The 20,926-nt window shown below is 44.5% G+C and carries 15 protein-coding genes; 4 read left to right on the top strand and 11 right to left on the bottom strand.

Annotated features, from left to right (window positions below; genetic code table 11):
* Positions 1-59 precede the first annotated feature (59 nt).
* Both ACRC32_RS18100 and ACRC32_RS18095 read left to right on the top strand, forming a co-directional pair.
* Positions 60-2,042: a response regulator gene (locus ACRC32_RS18100; RefSeq protein ID WP_438555274.1), complete on the top strand. Its 1,983-nt coding sequence runs from the start codon at positions 60-62 to the stop codon at positions 2,040-2,042.
* Positions 2,043-2,111: 69 nt separating this feature from the next.
* Entirely contained in the window at positions 2,112-4,355 is a 2,244-nt protein-coding gene (locus tag ACRC32_RS18095; RefSeq protein WP_438555273.1) for a PAS domain-containing sensor histidine kinase, read from the top strand.
* A 133-nt stretch (positions 4,356-4,488) separates the two neighbouring features.
* On the opposite strand, the gene ACRC32_RS18090 is transcribed toward ACRC32_RS18095, so the two are convergent.
* The 7 genes from ACRC32_RS18090 to ACRC32_RS18060 all read right to left on the bottom strand — a co-directional run bounded on the left by ACRC32_RS18090 (position 4,489) and on the right by ACRC32_RS18060 (position 13,009).
* Entirely contained in the window at positions 4,489-4,959 is a 471-nt protein-coding gene (locus ACRC32_RS18090; RefSeq protein ID WP_438555272.1) for a hypothetical protein, read from the bottom strand.
* A 111-nt stretch (positions 4,960-5,070) separates the two neighbouring features.
* Positions 5,071-6,003 carry a hypothetical protein gene (locus ACRC32_RS18085; RefSeq protein ID WP_438555271.1) on the bottom strand — a complete coding sequence of 311 codons (933 nt, stop codon included), beginning with the start codon at positions 6,001-6,003 and terminating at the stop codon, positions 5,071-5,073.
* A gap of 605 nt (positions 6,004-6,608) precedes the next feature.
* A complete protein-coding gene (locus ACRC32_RS18080) occupies positions 6,609-6,926 on the bottom strand; it encodes a hypothetical protein (RefSeq protein ID WP_438555270.1) in 318 nt (105 codons plus the stop codon).
* A 60-nt stretch (positions 6,927-6,986) separates the two neighbouring features.
* Positions 6,987-9,593 carry a bifunctional diguanylate cyclase/phosphodiesterase gene (locus tag ACRC32_RS18075; RefSeq protein WP_438555269.1) on the bottom strand — a complete coding sequence of 869 codons (2,607 nt, stop codon included), beginning with the start codon at positions 9,591-9,593 and terminating at the stop codon, positions 6,987-6,989.
* Positions 9,594-9,877: 284 nt separating this feature from the next.
* Positions 9,878-10,921 (bottom strand): DUF1611 domain-containing protein, encoded by a 1,044-nt coding sequence (locus ACRC32_RS18070; RefSeq protein ID WP_438555268.1) that lies wholly within the window; start codon positions 10,919-10,921, stop codon positions 9,878-9,880.
* Positions 10,905-11,951, bottom strand: a complete 1,047-nt coding sequence (locus ACRC32_RS18065) for a dipeptide epimerase (protein ID WP_438555267.1) — start codon at positions 11,949-11,951, stop codon at positions 10,905-10,907. Before ACRC32_RS18065 ends, ACRC32_RS18070 begins: the two co-directional genes overlap by 17 nt.
* 209 nt (positions 11,952-12,160) lie before the next feature.
* Positions 12,161-13,009, bottom strand: coding sequence for an acyl-CoA desaturase (locus ACRC32_RS18060; protein ID WP_438555266.1), 849 nt, complete (start codon positions 13,007-13,009; stop codon positions 12,161-12,163).
* Between the two features lie 133 nt (positions 13,010-13,142).
* Between ACRC32_RS18060 and ACRC32_RS18055 the strand changes: the two genes are divergently transcribed.
* Positions 13,143-14,333, top strand: a complete 1,191-nt coding sequence (locus ACRC32_RS18055) for a TetR family transcriptional regulator (protein WP_438555265.1) — start codon at positions 13,143-13,145, stop codon at positions 14,331-14,333.
* A gap of 143 nt (positions 14,334-14,476) precedes the next feature.
* Here the strand turns inward: ACRC32_RS18055 and ACRC32_RS18050 are convergent, their stop codons facing one another.
* The 4 genes from ACRC32_RS18050 to dndC all read right to left on the bottom strand — a co-directional run bounded on the left by ACRC32_RS18050 (position 14,477) and on the right by dndC (position 19,988).
* A complete protein-coding gene (locus ACRC32_RS18050) occupies positions 14,477-15,949 on the bottom strand; it encodes a DNA phosphorothioation-associated putative methyltransferase (protein ID WP_438555264.1) in 1,473 nt (490 codons plus the stop codon).
* Positions 15,936-16,334, bottom strand: a complete 399-nt coding sequence (gene dndE, locus ACRC32_RS18045) for a DNA sulfur modification protein DndE (protein WP_438555275.1) — start codon at positions 16,332-16,334, stop codon at positions 15,936-15,938. The genes ACRC32_RS18050 and dndE overlap by 14 nt, the downstream gene beginning before the upstream one ends.
* 73 nt (positions 16,335-16,407) lie before the next feature.
* Positions 16,408-18,405, bottom strand: coding sequence for a DNA sulfur modification protein DndD (gene dndD / locus ACRC32_RS18040; RefSeq protein ID WP_438555263.1), 1,998 nt, complete (start codon positions 18,403-18,405; stop codon positions 16,408-16,410).
* Entirely contained in the window at positions 18,402-19,988 is a 1,587-nt protein-coding gene (dndC, locus tag ACRC32_RS18035) for a DNA phosphorothioation system sulfurtransferase DndC (RefSeq protein WP_438555262.1), read from the bottom strand. The genes dndD and dndC overlap by 4 nt, the downstream gene beginning before the upstream one ends.
* A 324-nt stretch (positions 19,989-20,312) precedes the next feature.
* Between dndC and ACRC32_RS18030 the strand changes: the two genes are divergently transcribed.
* The coding region (locus ACRC32_RS18030; RefSeq protein ID WP_438555261.1) for a DGQHR domain-containing protein at positions 20,313-20,926 on the top strand (614 nt) is incomplete at its 3' end.

The following is a 20,926-nucleotide window of genomic DNA, read 5'->3' as shown; positions in this document are numbered from 1 at the left end:
CTCAGCTCCCTGCTCCCTCAGCTCCCTGCTCCCTGCTCCCTGCTCCCTGCTCCCTTACCATGAAAATTCTGCTTGTAGAAGATGATGAAACTATAGTTCAACTGCTCCAGCCAACGCTTGCCAGTCAACGTTATTTGGTGGAGCTAGCGACTGATGGTCAAGCAGGATGGGAACTGGTAGACAGTTTCGAGTACGATCTGATTTTATTGGATGTGATGCTGCCTAAGCTAGATGGAATTAATTTTTGTAAAAAGCTACGGGCAAAAGGCGATCGCACTCCGGTTTTGTTACTGACAGCTCAAGATTCCAGTACTGACAAAGTTAGGGGATTAGATGCTGGTGCGGATGACTACGCGCTCAAACCGTTTGACATAGAGGAACTATTAGCTCGCATTCGCGCTTTATTACGGCGTAGCAGTGTCACACCATCTCCGGTGCTAGAGTGGGGTTTCTTACGGCTCGATCCTAGTAGCTGCGAAGTCACCTATGACGGTAAACTCTTGCATCTGACGGCAAAAGAGTACGGCATTTTAGAATTACTACTACGTAACACCCATCGCATCTTTAGCCAAAGTGCGCTACTCGATCGCGTGTGGTCGTTTGACGAACCCCCTACGGAGAATACTGTTAGAGCGCATATCAAAAGTTTAAGACAGAAAATTAAAAAAGCCGGAGCGCCAGACCCGATTGAGACAGTTTATGGATTGGGATATCGGTTGAAGGCGGAAGAGCAGGGAGCAGGGAGCAGGGGAGCAGGGGAGCAGGGGAGCAACTACCAATTACCAACTAGCCAATCCCAAATTCCAGCAGAACTAATCCCATTGTGGGAAAGACACAGAGAGAAGTATATTGAGCGAATTGGAGTTATAGAACAGGCGATCGCATCTGCCAAGCAAGAGTGTCTCGATCCTCAGCTACAACACCAAGCAGCGAAAGAAGCGCATACTTTAATTGGCTCTCTCGGTAGTTTTGGTTTAATCGCCGCCTCTCAATTGTGTCGCCAAATTGAACGAGAATTATCTGATGAAACTCAATTCACTCAAGAGCGTATAGAGCATCTCTCAGAACCGATCGTCGCATTACGGCAAACGTTGAATGCAGTAGAAGATTTAAAAGTCAAAAGTCAAAAGTCAGAAATCAAAAACCAGGAGTCAGGAGTCAGGAGTCAGAAGTCAGAAGTCAAAAGTCAACATTCCCCACCGAACGCCAACTACCAACTACCAACTACCAGCTACCAACTACCAACTACCAAATTACTAATCGTAGACAGCGATCGCCAAATGACGCAAGCTGTAACAACAGAGGCTACAACCGCAGGAATGGAGGTAGTTGTGGCACGAGATTTGTCTCAGGCACGCTCGGCAATCGCCTGTACTAAACCTGATGCAGTACTGCTCGACCTCTACTTTTGCCAAAATCGAGTGCATGGTTTGCAGTTTTTGTCAACTCTAGCAAACGCACAGCCACCGATACCTACGATTGTCCTGACTGCGCCACAGAGTTTTGCCGATCGCGTGGAAGCAGCTCGGTTAGGGGCGCGGAGTTTTTTGCAAAAGCCAGTACCACCAGCTCAAGCGATCGCGGCGATCGCGCAAGTGTTGCAAGCATCAACAACTCCAGAAGCAAAGTTAATGCTTGTGGATGACGATCCGCAACTACTCGAAAGATTGCAGATATTACTGGAACCCTGGGGATTTAGACTGACCTTGCTTGCCGACCCTCAGCAATTTTGGCATTATTTGGAAAACTTTCGCCCCGATCTGCTGATTTTAGATATAGAGATGCCACAATTGAGCGGTATCGACCTCTGCCAAGTGGTACGCAACGATCCCCAGTGGAGCGAACTACCAATTATATTTCTATCCGCTCGTACTGATGCTGAGATAATTCATCGAGTTTTTACCCTCGGTGCTGATGATTACGTAAACAAGCCAGTTATCGGACCCGAACTGGTAGCAAGGATTCTCAATCGTTTAGAACGCAGTCAAATTCGTCACCAAATGTTGCAGCTTCAGAATGCAAAATTAATGACAGGCGAGTAGGGAGCAGTGACCAGTAACCAGCGATCGGTGACCAGGAACCGCGCACCATTGATAACTGATAACTGACTGATGACTAATGACAAAATTCAAAATGGAATTGCCAGTCGATTGAGTTTAGCGCTGTTATATTTGCTAACTCTATTGTGTTTAGGCTGGGTTTCTTTCTACTCCTTAACAGAGTGGAGGGTAACGGTCGATCGCCAAGTCAATCTGCAAATGGAAGTAGCAGCATCGACTACACCAGCAACTGCACCAGAGATCGTTGCCCAACAACAATTGTTGCAGCAGACGGCGAGGGAAGCTAAAAAACGGGCTGACAATGCGATCGCCGTGTCTCTAGTTAGTTTCAGTTTCAGCGCGATCGGATTTTTATTAGTCTATTACCTGATCAATTTACAACTACAGCGAGAACTTGCCGAACGCCAGCGTGCGGAAGAGGCTCTACGTCAAGCTGAAACTAAGTATCGTAGTATTTTTGAAAATGCGATCGAGGGAATCTTCCAAACAACACCAGATGGGCGATATTTGACGGCAAATCCCATGCTGGCAAAGATTTACGGTTATTCCTCTCCCGCCGAACTGATGGCGAATATTTCTGACTTGGGGCAACAACTTTACGTCAATCCCAACCGCCGAACTGAGTTCATTCGCCTACTACAACAGCACGACACCGTAGCGGGGTTTGAGTCTCAAGTCTATCGTCGAGATGGTCAAGCGATTTGGATTGCAGAGCAGGCAAGAATTGTCAGAGATGATAACGGTAAGCCGCTTTACTATGAAGGTATTGTCGAAGATATTACCGAGCGCAAACACGCAGAAGAAGAACGGGCAAAGCTGATTGCTATCCTCGAAGCAACTTTAGATTTTGTCGCTACTGCCGATCTAGACGAACGAGTAAACTATTTAAATAGCTCTGCTTGTAAAGTTTTTGGTTTCGATCGCGATCGCGATCTCGCGGGTTTGCATCTGAGCAATCTCCATCCTGCTTGGGCTTACGACCTCTTGCACCGTGAAGCAATTCCCACGGCAATTCAAAATGGTGTTTGGGTTGGTGAAACAGCGATTCTGAGTCATGATGGACGCGAAATTCCAGTTTCTCAACTCTTGATCGCGCATAAATCATCGCAGGGAAAGGTGAAGCTACTCTCTACCATCGCCCGCGATATCACTCAGCGCTTGCAAATTGAAGCCTCGCTGCGAGAAGCAGAACGACGTTGGCGGAGTTTGTTAGAAAATGTCCGTTTGGTAGTAGTAGGACTCGATCGCCAGGGAGTTGTCGAGTATGTCAATCCATTCTTTCTTGAATTGGTAGAATATACCTCAGAGGAGGTTTTGGGCAAGAATTGGTATGAAGTGTTCTTACCACCTCATCAGCGTCAGCGCGTGCAGGAGCATTTTCTGCAACTACAGCAACAAGGCTTGCATAACTACTATCAAAATTCGATTTTGACTAAATCTGGGCAAGAAAGGTTAATTGCTTGGAATAACACGATCTTGCGCGATTTACAGGATGAGGCGATCGCAACTCTCAGTATTGGGGAAGATATTACGGAACGTTACGCGATCGAACGCATGAAAGATGAGTTTGTTTCTGTTGTCAGTCACGAACTTCGCACGCCTTTAACGTCAATTCACGGAGCGCTAAATTTATTATCTAGCGGTCTAATTGACGCTCATAGCGATCGCGGACGGCGCGTGATCGATATTGCTTCTGAGGGAGCCGATCGCTTGGTGCGACTGGTGAACGATATTCTGGAGTTGGAACGCTTGGAATCGGGAAAAATTAGTTTATTGCAGCGATCGTGCAACGCGGCTGATTTATTAGAAAAAGCAACGGATTTGATGCAGGTGATGGCAAATCGTGCCAAAGTTACTCTATCTGTTTATTCTCAAGATATTCAACTCAACGTCGATGGCGATCGCATTATTCAAGTCTTAACTAATCTCCTCGGTAATGCAATTAAATTTTCTCCAGAAGGCTCCACAGTTGAGTTAAGTGTTGAAGCGATCGAAGGTGGTGAGAATTCGGAGTTCGGAATTTTGAATTCAGAGTTAAATTCTGCCTCAGCTTCCCTATCAACAAATATTCTCTTCACAGTTAAAGATCGGGGGCGTGGTATCCCAGAGGACAAGATTGAAAGTATTTTCGAGCGTTTTCATCAAGTTGATGCCTCCGATTCCCGAAAAAAAGGTGGCACGGGACTCGGGTTAGCAATCTGCCGTAGCATTATACAGCAGCATGGTGGACGAATTTGGGCAGAGAGCGTGTTAGGTGGAGGAAGTCGTTTTTATTTCACGCTACCAAGTATGTAAGGTGGGCAATGCCCACCTTACTATTGTTCCCCCCTTTATAAGGGGGATCAGGGGGGATCTCCAAGAACTTTCTTGGCATCACCGACGAAAAGTATTGGGGTGGGCAATGCCCCTACTAGACTAGGCTTTTTAACTAGATCGAAGCACTGGCAAAGGAATTTTCTCCACCAGCGAGACTAGCAAAAAAGTCTTGATAATTACCGGACAAGGAACTGCTATCACCAGTGACAGGGGCAGCTCCACCAATATCAAAGGTGAATAATGGCTCTGTTTCTCCGTTGACTACAAGACTGAGTTGACCACCAAATAAACCGTCAGTGGCGGGTTCAAAATTGAATTGAAAATTGCTATCGCTGTTACCTTCATTGACGTTAGTTAGGGAGTCATTGCTTAAATTAGCAAAAACATCCTGTACCCCAGTTCCAATCAGGTCTGCTTGTGCCTCAATGCTTGCTGCAACATCATCTGGGAGTTCGGGTGAATTCCCTTCTGTTGTATTCGCATTGGCAAGAATTTCATCCAGCGCTTCTGCAAACCCCGTACCAGCAGACGAGCGAAATTCATTAATAGTATTCTGGGCAAATTGTGGGAGTTCAAACTCCATGATTTATCTCCTATTTTTTGGACAAATTGGCAACACAACCTAAGCGCGATCGCATTGCCAAGCCTGAAGTTGTTTGCCGAAGATGTGCTGAAAATGTGCTACGGCAAAGCTTTAGCCCAAGCCCTCGAACGTATAGTTTGGGTTGTTATAATCTGGAAGGTTCGTAGCAGTATCTATGGTTTCTTGAGTCGCGCCCCCAGAACCAAATAAACTGCTCACGCCCGTGTTAATATCAAAGCCGATCGCTTGGCTGGGCTGGCTGCTACCAAGTGAAACCAGTTCGCTGTCACTACTAAGAGGGAATGCCCAGTCTTCATTACCGATCGCGCTACCATCACTGCCGATCTCAAGTCGATTTCCTAGAAGATTGCTGTCACTAACATCGGCAGTGTTACCGCTACCAAGGATGTTGTTATTGCTGCCTTCGGGCATATTGGCATTGCCAAGAACGGTATTGCTTTCACCTAATTGCCAGTTGCCATTACCGTTGGTTTGGTTGTCAGTACCAAAATTCCAGTTACCGTTACCAGTACTTGTATTGTTATCGGCATAATTCCAGTTGCCATTACCATTGGTTTGACTGTCACTGCTGAAATTCCAGTTGCCATTACCATCGGTTGTGTTGTTACTTCCAAGGTTCCAGTTCCCATTGCCGCTACCAGTGTTACCAGTAGAATCTGACTCGGACTCTAAGTTATTGACATCTAAGATAAAGTTGTCACTGTCAAAGGGTACGGGGTGGTCGGTTTCAATTTCTGGTAAGGAGGGAAGAGTATCGCCAAACGGCAAATTATCGGGGAGATTGCTAGCTTGGGGGTTGTTTTCAGCATTGCCACCAGCAAAGGGATTATTATTATCTGATTCCGAACCATCTCCACTAGAAAAGGGATTATCACTGCTACCAGAGAGGTTACTACTTTCATCTAAGGTGTTGCCTTCACTGGATTGTAACTGACCATCTTGAAATGCCCAGTTACCATTACCTGTAAAGTTGTTAGAGCTAGTTTCCGGTTGCGATGTGGTTTGATTATCTGAAGTTGCCATTAAAAAACCTCCGACTGTTTATACCAATTGCTCAATTCACTCGAACATCAAGCAGATTAATTAAAGCCCTGCTTCAAAAAATGTTCGTCTTAAATCAATTTGCAAACGGATATCATCAATTCATTCAAAACATTGGCTTCCTAAAGACCAAGAAAATACTGCATCAGTTATTAGTTGCCAGTGAGGATATACTCGCGTCAAAATTGATGCGATGATACATTAAAATGCAATATTCGTTTGTAATTTAAATGATTTGCAAAACGACTCTATTAGATTTTTTTACGCTACCTTCTTGAAGAAGAGCGATCTTCAAAGCTTGCTTTTAAACTTAAACTTTTTGTTGCAAGAACTTAGCGAATACATTTGGCAAAATATCAATCTCATAATACTTTAAAGCCGCACTCTAGTAGTAGGCAGATGCCCATTATTCAGAGAGCAAATTCAGCAAGACAACCTAGTGGATATCAAGCGTATGTCTGTTAGTCTATAAAATTTATAAAGCGCGTGAAATGAGTAAAGTTTGGATTGAGTTGTTAATTTTTTCGATTTGAGAAGTTACTTCAAATTAGCTTAATTGATGAGATTGAGTAGTGCTTTGAGGCGATCTACTCTTGATTTAGCAAGCCATTATTTGCTACTTTTGTCAACAAACTTTTGGTGATTTCTTCCCATTCGCGATCGAGATCGACACGAGCGGGCGATCGCCCACTGCGCCTATACCAATAATGAGCGTTATTCAAGTCACCTTCTTGACGGTGTAAATAAGCGTGAACCCAAGCACTATCAGCGTCAGCTTCATCTTGGATCAGTACGTGCGCTCGTTCCCAATCTCCTTGCTTAGCGTACCAAAGTGCTTGCAAAGGTAAAGGTAGATCTGGGCAATTTTTTTCTGCTAAGAATTGAGCCAAGCGAGCGGAACTCATAATCAGTTATCAGGGAGCAGGGAGCAGGGAGCAGGGAACGCACAAGCAGTTAATTCCGACTTACGACTTACGACTTACAACTTCGACTAGCCTATCAAACTGCTGGGCGAGTAATTCTCCAGCTGCAGTACTATCTACAGGTTGAGAGAAAAAATATCCTTGCCCAAATTTACATTTGAGTCCTCGCAGACGGGCAAGCTGTTCTAAAGTTTCTATTCCTTCAGCCACGACTTCCATGTCTAGGGCGCGGGCAAGCATGATTGTAGCGCGAACGATCTCCCAACTCTGATAGCATTTACCAATTCGGCAAACAAAGGAACGGTCTAGCTTGAGGATATTTATCGGAAACCGTTGTAAGTAACTTAAGGAAGAATAACCCGTGCCGAAGTCATCTAGGGCTAGCGAGACTCCCAAAGCGTTGAGTTCTTCCATTAAAGCCGCGATCGCTTCAGGGTGTTCCATCAATACGCTTTCAGTCAGTTCTAGTTGCAAACTCTTAGCGTCGAGTCCAGTGGCTTGTAATATTTGAATAATCTGTTTTCCTACTTGCGGTTGAGTAAACTGCGGTGCAGAAAAGTTGACACTCATTTTGAACGGCACGTTCAAGGCAAATTGTGCTTGCCAAAGTTGCATTTGCTGGCAAGCTTGCTGCAATACCCACCAGCCAATTGGGACAATTAACCCTGTCTCTTCGGCAATTGGAATAAATTCTGCTGGAGAGATTGCACCCCTTTGCGGATGCTGCCAGCGTACGAGTGCCTCGAAACCAACAATTTTTTGGTTGACTAGCGAAACTATCGGTTGATAGTGCAAATGCAATTCCTGGTTGTCAATTGCCCGTCGCAAGTCAGTTTCTAATTGAAATAGTGCTACGACGCGATCGCGCATGGAGGTATCGAAAACTTCATACCGTGCTTTCCCGCCAGCTTTGGCGCGGTACATAGCAGTATCGGCATCGCGCAATAAATCTTCTGGTTGACGATATTCTCTTGTATTTGCGATCGCGCCAATGCTTGTGGTGGCAAAAATCTCGTTACCATCTAATCGAAAAGGTAACTTAAGTGCCAGTTGTATCCGTTTGATCATCTCGGTGGGATCGCTACAATTCTCTAGCACCATTGCAAACTCATCGCCGCCTAGACGAGCCAGAGTATCTCCCGTGCGGATCTGCGCTCTTAGTCTTTGAGCGATCCCAATCAACAAACGATCGCCGAGCATATGTCCTAAACTATCATTGATTGCCTTGAAGCGATCGAGGTCTAAAAACAAAACAGCAAAACTATAGTCTGCTTGCTGTTGTTGCAACCTCAGTGCTTGCTCCAACCGCATCATAAATAGGGCGCGATTTGCTAGACCCGTGAGGGAATCGTGAAAGGCTTCGTGTTGTAATTGTTGCTCTATTTGTTTGCGCTTAGTAATGTCGTGGACGATGATACAAAAAACATCTTTGCCGTTGCGAGTAATTAAGTTCGCGTTAATTTCAACATCAACTCGTATTCCATCCTGACGGCGATATTGTTGTTCGCCTGTAAAGTAACGCTCTACCTGCAAGGCTAAGATAAAGCGCTCTATAACTGCTTGATTTTCGGCAACTAAATCGAATAGTGTCAACTGGAGTAGTTGACCGGACTGATAGCCGAGGAAATTTTCAAATGTAGCGTTGGCTTCAATAATTTGTTTGGTACTGGCATTGACTAAAAAAATACTTTGAGAAGCCTTGGCAACTAAATGACGGTATTCTTCACTTTCTTGCCATTTACGCTCGGAGGCTACCAATTTTTCTATAAGTTGAAAAATAATCGTAGCAAAAATTATTGCTACGATCGCTAGTAAAATTGTTAAATAATACCAACTTGTCCGACCTTGATGATATATTTCTCTGGCAATAGCAACGCGCAAAATTGCCGCAGGTTTACCGTAAATATCTGGTAGCAAAGCGTAACCAGCAATTGTATTTTTGCCGAGCGGACGCACGAGAATTTTGTTAGTTGGTGATAATAAATTTCGCATTGCCTGAAAATCAGCAGGCAGATCGGCGCGATCTATTGCACGCACGGAAAGCGGCAGGCGGGTAGACTTGGATAAAGTGGCGATCGTTCCAGCATTGAGATAACGCCCAAAAATGAGCGAACCGCGAATCGGTCCTTTATCTTCACTAGACAAAATTGGTTGCGCTCCGACTAAAATTAATCCTTCTGGTAGATTGACAATACCTACCGTGCCACTTTCTATAGTCGTGTGGTGCACCAATGGAGAATGAGGGACTAAATGAGGTTTTATTGCTGGAGAAATTGACTTGTATTTCTGAGTATTTAAGTCAAAACCAGTTCCGTAAACTATTTTGCCTGAAGGCTGAACGTAGAGAACTAAATTGAGTTTGAGTGCCAGCAATCCTGCTGGATAGAGATTAGAGTCGATGTAATCTTGGTTCCGATCTAGGACAAAATTATAAGTATCGTTCCACCTTGCCCAATCATCAATGTGAATGCTCAAGTCTTTTTTGGATTGAGTAAAAGCACTTAAAACTCCTTCTACTGCTTGGCGAGTATGTCGTTCTTCTGCCTGTTGCAAATTATTGAACAAAATAACTGATGCTGTCGCATACAATACTCCAATTAGACTGGTGAATGCTACACCGATAGGGAATAATGTCTTTTTGGATTTCATGCGATCGCGTTACTTAGTAGAAATATCTCGTTTGGGTTAAGTAAAAATTGATTTAACTGCTACAAATACTACAATCATAAGCCTATCTAGATCTAGCTATCAAGCGTAAAATTGCGAAGTTCATAGTTAATTTACTTGTCTTTTTACGTATGTTTACTGAAAGATATGTTGCGCAAAGATGCAAAAAATTGCTAGCGGCTTTGCACGAAAACTTTTCCAAGGCAGTGCGAACCCTGCCACGGAAGTGCTTTAATTTGGGCGCGGTCTCAATTGGGCGAGCCGCGCTATTTTACGATTGCATCTAGAATATTCTCTGTTCCAAAGCGTACCACATCAGTACAGGGTAAACCAGTCTCGGCTTGAGTTTGTTCGATCGCCTGTCGTGCCGTGGCAAGATCGAGATGAAATGTGTTGAGCGCGATCGCGGCGACTGGGACATCGGCAAATGCTCCTGCTGCTTTAGCTACCATTTCGTATAGTTGTACTACGTCTGTTAAAGCTGGAATCGGGACGTGGGGATGGTTGCGGATGTGAGTTTGTCCGGCGCGATGGACTAACACTAGATGCGTCGGTTGCGTCCCCCGAATCAGGGGTAAGGTTGCGGTCGAGCCTGGATGCAGTAACGATCCCTGCCCTTCTACAAAGACAATATCGCGATCGCTACCGTGTTGCACGACCATTTGTTCTACTGCCCCTGCTGCAAAGTCAACTCGGATTGCATCTAGGGGAATACCATCGCCAGCAATCATCAGCCCTGCTTGTCCGGTCGCGATAAACTTAGAACGCAAGCCCCGTTGTTGACAGGCACGATCCAGTTCCAAACAAGCAGACATTTTACCTACACCCATATCCGTACCCACAGCCAACACTCGCCGACAAGCTAGCGTTTGCGCTTGTCCGCTGGCGATGGGTAAGTTAGGCGGTTCTTGTCTGACATCCCAAATCCACTGTCCCGATCGCAAACTATCGCGCAACTCGGGGATTGTTGCTAAGGGTGTGTGCAATCCGTTAGCAATTGATAAACCTGCAAATACAGCTTGCTTGACTTCCTGCTGCCACTCTAGCGGTAAAATGCCTCCAGAAGGAGCAATGCCAATGGCTAATATGTCTGGATTGTAAGCTAATGCTTCCTCAACGGAACCGACAATTGGGATGTCGCGGTTGATGCCAGAGACTACAGGTAAAGACTCTCCGGCACATTGGCGATCGATAACGGCGATAATTTGGGCATGACTGTAGCGTAACAAGGCAAGTCCTGTTTTACCTTGACTGCCCTTAATGCCGTCGTGTAAGAGAATGGCTACCCTACTTTCAGCCTGCAACCGCACTGCGTTCTACCCCCAATCCTGGTTTGCAATTTGGCAACAACCGCCCCGATCGGATTATTGCACCTACAAAGGGTTCTGCGGTTAAATTCAAATGACTATCTAAATCGAGATAGTCGGCTAGGGGTGCGAGGTGAGCGGCGGCTGTATTCGAGAGGGAACTGTCAGAATAGCAACCAAACATTACCTGTAATCCTAATGTCTTTGCCACTTGTACCATCCGCATTGCTTCTGACAAACCACCAGCTTTCATCAGTTTGATATTGATTCCGCGCGCGCAGTTGGATAACTGAGGAATATCGCGACTTGTCATACAGCTTTCATCGACAAAAATCGGTAGAGGCGATCGCTGTTTTAATTGGGGTAAGTGTTTCTCTTCTCCCCGCGCTAGCGGTTGTTCTACATATTTAACATCATAGTCGGCTAACCACCGACACATGGCGATCGCGTCATCTAAATTCCAGCCGCCGTTGGCATCGACAAATAACTCTAAAGTCGGAACTTCATCGCGGATTGCTGCTAACATTTCCCGATCCGCCTCAATTCCGGCTGGATTGCCCAACTTGACTTTGAAAATCTTGACTTCGACAAATTGCAACCAGTCTCTTACCCTTGCTACGGCTGCTTCTGGGGTATTAATCCCAATTGTGACCGAAGTTGGCACGATGCGATCGCAGTCTAACCCCCACAACTGCCACAGGGGTAATCCCGCCTTTTTCCCAATCCAATCGTGCAGCGCCATATCGATTGCAGCTTGGGCAGAGGAAGGCATTGTTTGTAATATCGAACGAATTCGCTGCCGTTCCCAAGGATTCATACTTTGTAACTGCGGTGCAATTGTTTGGATTGCCTCCAACAGCATTTCGGTAGATTGCGGACGATCTCCGAGAGAAAATGGCGATGCTTCGCCCCAGCCTTCAATTCCATCCTGCGCGACTTTCACCCACACATTTGTCGTTTGGGCTGTCGTTCCGCGACTAATTGTCAGAGGAAAACGCTTGCGGACGGTGAAAAGTTCGGCGCTGACGTGCATATGGGCGATCGCGTACTGAAATTAACTCGCACTCATGCAGTGTAGCGTTAAATCAGGGAGCAGGGAGCAGGGAGCAGGGAGCAGGGGCGATTAGAAATCGCCCCTACACAGACAAAACCCGCAAGGCAAGGGTTTGAAAGACCTATTTTGCTATTAGTCCGCGCAGGTGGACTTGGTTTTTATAGTTGCGATTTCTAATCGCCCCCTTTTTAAACTTTTACCTTTTGTGTTGGTGGTAACACGACTTTTTTAGCCAATCCTAAAGCTTGTAAAGCCTGAATTGCCCACCATGTCATATCGATTTCCCACCACCGCCGTCCGGCTGGTGCTACATTAGGCTGAGCGTGGTGGTTGTTGTGCCAACCTTCCCCATAAGTCAAAAGTGCTGCCCACCAAAGATTGCGAGAATTGTCATCTACCTCAAAATGACGATAACCATATAAATGAGTCGCCGAGTTAATCAGCCAAGTGCTGTGCCAGAGTAATACGGCGCGGAGAAAGACACCATAGATGACAAAAGACCAGCCGCCGAGAAGGTATAGCAACACCGCCAATGGAATTTGCAACAATAAGAAATAGCGATCTAACCAACGATAATACGGATCGCGATCGAGATCGGGGGCAAACTTTCGGTAATTATCGTAGATATAGAACTCCGATCGCGGGTACAGAATCCACAGCATGTGACTCCACCAAAAACCCCGCTTAGAAGAGTAAGGATCTTTGTCCACGTCCTCTGTATGAGCGTGATGTTGTCGATGTCCCGCTACCCAAAAGACGGGTCCTCCTTGCATGGCAAGCGCCCCGATGAAGGCGATCGCATATTCCAGCCACTTCGGTGTTATTTGCAAACTGCGGTGACTTAAGAGCCTATGATAGCCTAAACAAATCCCAATGCTGCCAAATAGCCAGTGAAGAAATATCGTCACTCCCAAAGCCGACCAAGAAAAACACCAGGGAGCGAGCATTGCTATAACATGAAACGTGCTGAAAAACAACACATTGATCCAGCTGAGAGCAAGCGGCTGTTTACCCTCTGCAACTGAGCCTATAGTCATAATCTCTACTTTCAGTACTCAGCACTTAACAAACCTTTTGTCAGGAAATGCAAGTGCTACTTACAACCCCAGCTTAACAACGCAAAAATAGAATTGCAAGTACTGCTTGCACGATTTAATAAATTTCTATCTTATGGCTACTCAACTAACTTCTACTCGACAGCGATTGATTGATGCGGCTTTGCAGTTGTTCTCAATTCAGGGAATCACTGAGACGACAACGCGGCAGATTGCCGAACTAGCGCAGGTGAACGAAGTCACCCTGTTTCGGCATTTTGGCAACAAGCAAGGGTTGTTGCTAGCAGCAATCTCAGAATCAGCAGTATTTAAAGATTTTGGCGAATCTCTGCGTGAGAAAGCGAGTCAAACAAGTAGCTTGCATCAGGCACTCAAAGACTATGCTAGCGATCGCTTGCAGGCTTTAGAGCAAGTGCCAGAGTTGGTATTATCTGTGGTGGGTGAATCCAGGCGTTATTCTAGCGAACACCAGCAAGTGATTGGCGAATATTTAACTCAAGCAAATCAATATGTGGCTGAGTATATTGCGACTGTCATCGAGCGGGAACAATTACAAACTAATTTACCAGTTTCCCAGCTAGCTAGCTTACTCAACAGTTTGCTATTAGGATATACAGCGATTCAATTTACAACAGGATTCCAAGCACTTTGGCAGAGTAGAGACGAGTTTTTAGAAAGTTTAGTTGAATTATTCTTAAACCAGGTTGAGGCTGAACGTAGTGTAGAAAAAATTATAGATTTACCAGCAAATTTAGTACATACAATTCTCCAAAGAGCTAAGAGAACGGAACTGCGAGATTATGCATTGATGTATATTTTATTTGCCACAGGTTTATCAGCGTTAGAAATTGCCAAATTAGAAAGAGTTCATCAAATAATCGATCGCGATCGCTATTTATTACAAGTTACTCAAGGTTCGGTGCGACAAGTTCCTGTCAATCAATGGATTTTGGGTAAGCGATACGGTTCTTACACTCGCAACCCCTTGACTCAATGGCTCAAAAGTCGTAAAGACGATCGAGCAGCATTATTTTTAAATGATGCTGGTTTAGCAATATCAGAAATAGAAATTCAGCAGCGCTGGCAGATAATTACTAAAGGATTACTCACGCCAGAAGGAGAAGCACCAGCTATCGTCCAAACTCAACAAACCTGGTGCGTGGAAATGTTGATGAAAGGCATGACTTTAGAAGATTTAAGTATGCTAACAGGATGGAGTTTAAAACAACTAAAACCTCATACTCAGAGAGTCAAAGAAAAAATAGCTATAGAACAAGCCATTCAACGCGATCGCGATTCTCAATAAACAAAAATCAACTCACACAAATTATACCTTTAGCGTTCTTCTTTGCGCCTCTGCGTCTAACGCTACGCTTCGCCTACGGCTGATGCGTGACACAAATGTAATCTAGTAGAAAAACCGAGATTGTCAACAAACCAAAACTTCCCCTACGAGTTCATAAAAACCACGCGATCGTTCTGAATTTCCACCCTATATTCCTCCAACCGCTTATACCACCCATCCCGCGTCCCAATTTCACGGCTATTCTTCAACAACCCCAACTCTTCCTCTTGTCGAGTCAAATTAGCAAATTGTTCGTACAAAGGATAACGTTCGCTGACAAATGTTTCCTTACGGTGCAGAATTGGCGGATTAGCAGCGCGATCGTAATCGCGATAAAATACCTTCAAATCCGGCAAATGAATTTGCATACTTGTATGTAAAGTTGGATGAGGATTTGTATCAAAATCTGGATAAAACAAATAAGAAATCTTGGGCTTATCCGTGCAAAACTTCACCAGCGTTGCATCTTCCAAGCGTCCGATAGTACGACTAGCACAGCCTTCATAAATCCGCAGCAGCGGATCTAATTCTTCAATTGTAGAGACGTGAACGTATAAAGCTGTTGGTAAACGCTTTCCTATCTTGCTTTGCTGGCAGATTTTAGTAATAACTCCAGGCTTACCCAAACTGAAAAGCTTATTATCTGCTACCTCACAAGCTTCTTGATAACTGCCAAAAAAAGCTTTGATATCGTGGCGCAATGCGGGTGATAACTTATTAAAACTGGGACGCTGGCTGAATTGAGTTAACGCCAGATATACCAGAATATCGAGAGAACGACGATAAGCGATCGCATCCCATTCTGCTTCATCTGTGGCTTGTAAGATAACATTATAGGCGCGGCGGAAATTACCAAACTCAGTTATTAATTCTGCTTCCTCTGCTAACTCACCCTTGACGGGTAAACGTCCCCTTTCAGTCACAAAAGCCATCAAAGGCGCGAGTTGTTCTTGATAATCTTCAAATCGCTTGCTGGGAATGCGTACTCTCGGTGTGGTGGCGCGAGAACGAAAGCGTAAAGCTTTGAAACTCTCCCGTTCTTGTTCGTCTCGAAATACAAAATAGATTCCCAATGCGACTGGGACTGCATCGACGTTCAGGACTTCATCAATATATCTTTTCAGTTCTTCTTGGTCATAATATTTTTGAAACGTGTTGCGTCTGGTCACAATGCCATCACCATACGCCATTTGATTGCTGCTGCGGTCGTTGATGAGGACTTGTGCGGAGACGAGTAAAACTTTGCGCGTGAGTTTCCAGGCGTGAATCAAAGCTTGGCGGCGTTCCTCCAAATCTTCAATTACGTTGAGGACGTATCCCAAATTTACAATATCTGCGGCGATGTGGGGAGCATCAGGACGGTAATAAGGATCCCAACCGTTGCTAGTGTATCCTAAGTTGGCAACGCGCTCGATATCTCCCCCATGACCGCAACCATAATCGAAAAATGTGGTATCTTTACTTAAAATTGCCGCTTCTATTGCCGATCGCACGGGACGAGATATTTCTACACGATAAATAGCCGCCCGATGGCGTTCGATTTCCGGTACAGTTGCAAGGTAGTTAGACTCGACCATGAGGCTGTAGGGCAATGGCAGTTAAGTCTTCTATTTTCTTTATATTAGGATCTCCTGCCAGATAACCGATACCCCGGTGTAGGTGCAAGCGAAATTGGGTAGCAAGAGTTTCTTTATCTATACCCAGATTATCGTTATAACAGCGTTGTTTGAGCGCGATCGCCAGGACATCTGACATTTCTCCCCCAAATACACGCCACGTCATCTCTACGTTGCTATCTGTAGGAATTGGTACGGGTGAGGGAGTGGTAGGTTCGGCGAGAGAACGGCAAAAAGCCCAACGACACAGTATATTCCATTGGTCGATCTTGGTATTGCGTTTGAGTTTGATCAGTTGTTCTTTGGCTGTTTGAGACAGGCGGATGCGATCGATTATGGGTTCCATAGTTTTGTTGACGGTCAATGGTCAATGGTCAATGGTTAATAGTCAATAGCCATTAACCATTGACCATTAACTATTACCAGAAGTAGCCAGGTTCTATCGTTGTTTGTCTTTCTGTTGGATCGTATTTTAGAAGATATTCGCGGGCGATCGCTTCGTTTTGGCGTAGGGTGTGGACTTCTTTTTCCCCAATTTCGGTGTCGGTGGAAAGGAGGATGACTTGGTGACTGGCGGAGGGGAAGTAGCGTTCGACGAGGTTTTGGCGGTGGGAGGAGTCTAAGCGTCCGAGGGGGGTATCGATGGCGATGGGTAAGCGTCGTCCAGAAACTCTGGCGAGTCCCCACAAAAATGCGATCGCTAAAAGTTGTTTTTCTCCGGCTGAGAGGCGGTGTTTGGGGACTGGTTTCCCTTGTAAGTCGTAGAGGGAGAGGCTAAAGGTGTTAGTGGCGATCGCAATTCGATGGACTAAATCTGATTTATGCAATAAATAGCGGAAGCATTCTGTTACTTCTACTTCTAATTTATTTAGCTTCCTTAAGGTTAAACGTTCGCGAAACAGTTTTAGGGTTTCTTGGACTTTTGATGCGGATGTAATAACGTGTTCGGTATTTTTGCGATCGATGGTTTGTTCGGTATATTCGTTTAAGTCTTTTTTCGTTTGTGCGATCGCGGTTTCTAATTCTACGATTCGACGTTTGGCTGTTTCACAATTTGCTTTTATATCTGTAACTCTATTTTGTGCTGTTTGTAGCGTTTCAACTAATTGCTGATAAGCTTCTGGCGAGGCTGCTGTTTGTAATTGTCTTTCGAGATCGACGATTTCTGCTTCTTGTTGTTTGAGTACTGTTTGCTGCTGTTGCGCGGAGTTTTTCGCAATTGGCAAAGCAGAATTGAGTAAATTAGTTAGGTAATCTAGCGTTTCGCGATCGCTTTGCAGCCATGAAGATTTTTGATGTAGAGACGTTTCATGGAACGTCTCTATTTCTTGTGCGAAAAACGTTTTGATTTTATCTAATTGTTCTGCTGTAATATCTATATTAGAAATTTGTTCTAATAAACGTTGGTTTCGTTCTAATAATATATCTTGCGCTACTTGCGATCGCGCTCGATTTATTTCAGTTTCAACTTGCGATCGCGCTTGTTCTAAGAGTGGTGTAATTAAGGTAAGCGGTAGTACGTCAGATGCTAATTCTCTGATAGCTTGACGCGCTGTTTCTGCTGTTGCGTTTTTGGCTTGATATTGCTGTTCTAATTGACTGCGATCGGCTGCTATTTTACCACCTTCAGCCAGGAATCTGTTAAATGTTTCTTGTTGTTCTTTTTCTGCTATTGTTAAGTCGTCTTGCAAAGAGGTTAAATATAAATTTTCTCCATTTTGTTTATCTTGCAATACCTTCAATTTTTCTTCTATTTCTTCTAAATTTACTACATCCTTTGCATCAGCGATTTCCTTCCGTTTGCGATTTACTAAAATTTCTAAGTCTACTGCTAAACGTTCTGATAGTTCTAAGCCTAATAATCCGCGAATAGCCTCAACTACCACAAGTGGAGGTGTTTCTTGTTCTGCTAATTCTTTAATTTGTTCGCCATCGAATAGAAATAAATTAGAGATTCCTAGAGGTAGTAAGTTTTCGATATATTCGTCCCAGATGCTAACTAAACCACTATTTAGCCATTCATCTTCATTCAGAATTCCCAGATCGTCTTTGCCATCTTTAGGATTTTTCTCCCAAGTTCTGACAATTCGATAGATGACAGGTTTATCGTTTTCAATATGTCCGAAAGCTAATTCAATCCGAGTTTTTTCAGTTGGTGGTGTATGGCTGTTAACGCATTGAGTGAGAAAGTCGCTATAGCTTAAATTACCTCTGGTAGAACATTGGGCGCGGTGTCCGTAAAGTGCGAGGCGAATCGCATCCATTAAAGTTGTTTTTCCACCACCGTTCATCCCGCCTAAGAGGAGAATTGGACGCGAGATATTCTCAGTTTCAGTTTCACTAAAGGGGCTTAAGTTAATGACTTGTGTACCTTGATAGGGACCAAAGTTTTGTAATACGAGTTCGAGTAAAATCATTTCTTAAATTTAAAATTCCCCCAACTCATCGGCTTATCGTTCTCTACATCCACTGCATCCCCTAAAGTTAGCTGCTTCACCTTATCGACATCGCCTTTACCAACAGCATCCTTTAAATCTCGCTTGAAATGAGCATTCTTAATCGCTTCATCTTGAGAACGAGAACTACTTTTAAAACATTTCTCTAACGCATCGTAAATACCTACACGCCTTGCCATTTTACGAAATTGGCGTTCTGTATCTAAAAGTTTTGCCATTAATTCTAAATGCATGGCATCCCCGTCACAAATTTCTTCTAGGACATTCCATTCATCGCTACCCAAAAGGCTATAATCTGCACCAGGACGAATATCAATGAAACTTTCGCCCGTTACTTCTTCATAAATACGGGGTAGGCTATCGTCAAATTCGTGTTTTTCTTCCAGCCAAATTCTTCTAATTTCGCTCAATTCTTCATTAGTAATTAGAGTAATTTCACGCATATTTTCAGGTGCAGTACGGCGGACTTGGGTTTGTGCTTCTAAGACTCGTCTCAGCCAATGTTCTCGCCAATATTTAGTGTAGGGACCAGGTATTGGTTCAACTGAGAGTTCGCCATGATGATTGCGTTCAAATAATTGCACTTCGCCCCAAATTCGGCGAAAATCTCTTTTATCGCGATCGTCTTGTACGTCTAAGTCATTACGGATATCTAATAGAGGCTGCATCCATTCTTTTTCTTCATCGTTTTGGATCATTGCCTCCATTGATTTATCTTTACTCACCATCGTACAAACCCAGCAGCCAAAGCGGGAATCACCACAACTGGGAGTGGAGGTATCGACAACTAGGGGACATTCGTTGTCTGCTGTCGCGCCTCGATACATGGTAAATAAGTCTTTGTTGCTGTATCCCCAAGGGTTCCGCCACTGCATGAGGTATAGCCAGACTTCATCTGTACGCCAGTCTTCAATGGGTAGATAAATCAGTGAGTTGGGTCTGTTGGGGTTAGTGTTAATGCGATCGCGTACCCGCCACTCTCTATGTCTTGCCATATTAGCCGCCCGCTTTGCGCTTTCCGCTTTGCGCGTACCTAGGACAAGAATTACTTCACCACTAGATCGAATAACTGCACGAATGAAACTGTCAGCGGGTTGAATCTTCAAGCGTTCCGTACACCATCTAAATCGGTTGCGCGGTGCAGGATAGCCTTTGCCAATTAAGTTTACCCAGAAAGTATCTTTGACTACCGGATGAAGCAAATGGGGTTCGATTGGCATTTCTTGTTCTTTAGCAGTAACCTTCATCTGTTCTAAAGAACTGCGAACCCAGCCAGAGACTATAGGATTTTCTACAAGAGTATCATTTGTAATTACATGTATTGTTTTCGTCCGCTTTTCAATTGGCAGAGAAGCGATCGCATTCCAGACTAATTGTAATGTTGCTGTAGAATCTTTACCACCACTGTAGCCAACACACCAGGGTATAGCATCAGAACAATACAATTCTTGTATTTCAGCCGTCAGTAGCTCGATCTCTTCTACTAACTCTGTTACATTACGTGCTGGCTGATTTTTTTGGTTTGGCTGATTCGCTATTGTCATCCTGCCTACCTCTGGAAATACGGGCAATTAGGGCGAATAGGATTCGCACGCCAGTTGCTACAACCGGGGGAACCCCCGCAACGCACTGGCTTGTCTACACAGGCAAAACCCACCTGCGCGGATTGAGAATAATTTGTTTGCGTTGCGATCTACAATCTTCAAGCCTCAGTTAAAATACAAATTGCTGCACAGACAATTATAGTATTGTACGGTCTGGTGGTTTTTAAAAACTAAAGTTTAAAGGTTTTTAAAAACTTGTCTCCTCTAAACTGATTGTTTTAGACAATGAACCTATGCGTTCTGTCAAGATACTAAGAAATTGCAATGAAAGATAGTGTAACCGATCTGAGTGCTGATGTGACTAGCCAAAAGCAAGAACGGGAACAGGAACGACAAACTTTTGCAGCCCTGCTGGATAAATTCTTGCAGCAGCAAAATCGAATACTAGTACAAAAGACAGAGATGGGCGGGACTGAGGCTTATGTGGGTTCTGTGACGCTGGAGTGGTTTGCCAGTCGGGTACATTTTGCCTCTGCTTTACCCTTACTACGACAAAAATACAACCCTGAAACCGATAATATTGAAATTGATGCAGAGAGTATCGACGAAATTCAACAGCGACCCTTAGACTGGTCGCGACAACTCCCATTAACACAGTATTTAGCAACTCGTAAGCATCATAAGTTTCCACCTGTATTGGTGGTGATTAGCCAACCTTGGGTAGATAATCCTCAAGCTACTGAGTGGGATAGTCAGGGTAGAGCGATCGCATCGACTACAGATTTTATCACTTTAGATCGAGAAGGTAAGGTCGGTCTACTAAATATTGCTGAGGCGGATGTCACCATATACGCCCTGGATGGACAACATCGATTGATGGGGGCGCAGGGGTTAATGGAGTTGCTGAAAACTGGTCAACTCCCACGCTATCGCAAAGA

The sequence above is a fragment of the Chroococcidiopsis sp. genome (assembly GCF_051657925.1).
In the GTDB taxonomy this organism is placed as follows: Bacteria; Cyanobacteriota; Cyanobacteriia; order Cyanobacteriales; family Chroococcidiopsidaceae; genus Chroococcidiopsis.
Note: the sequence above shows the minus strand (reverse complement) of the source record. Positions and strands in the feature narration are given on the sequence as shown.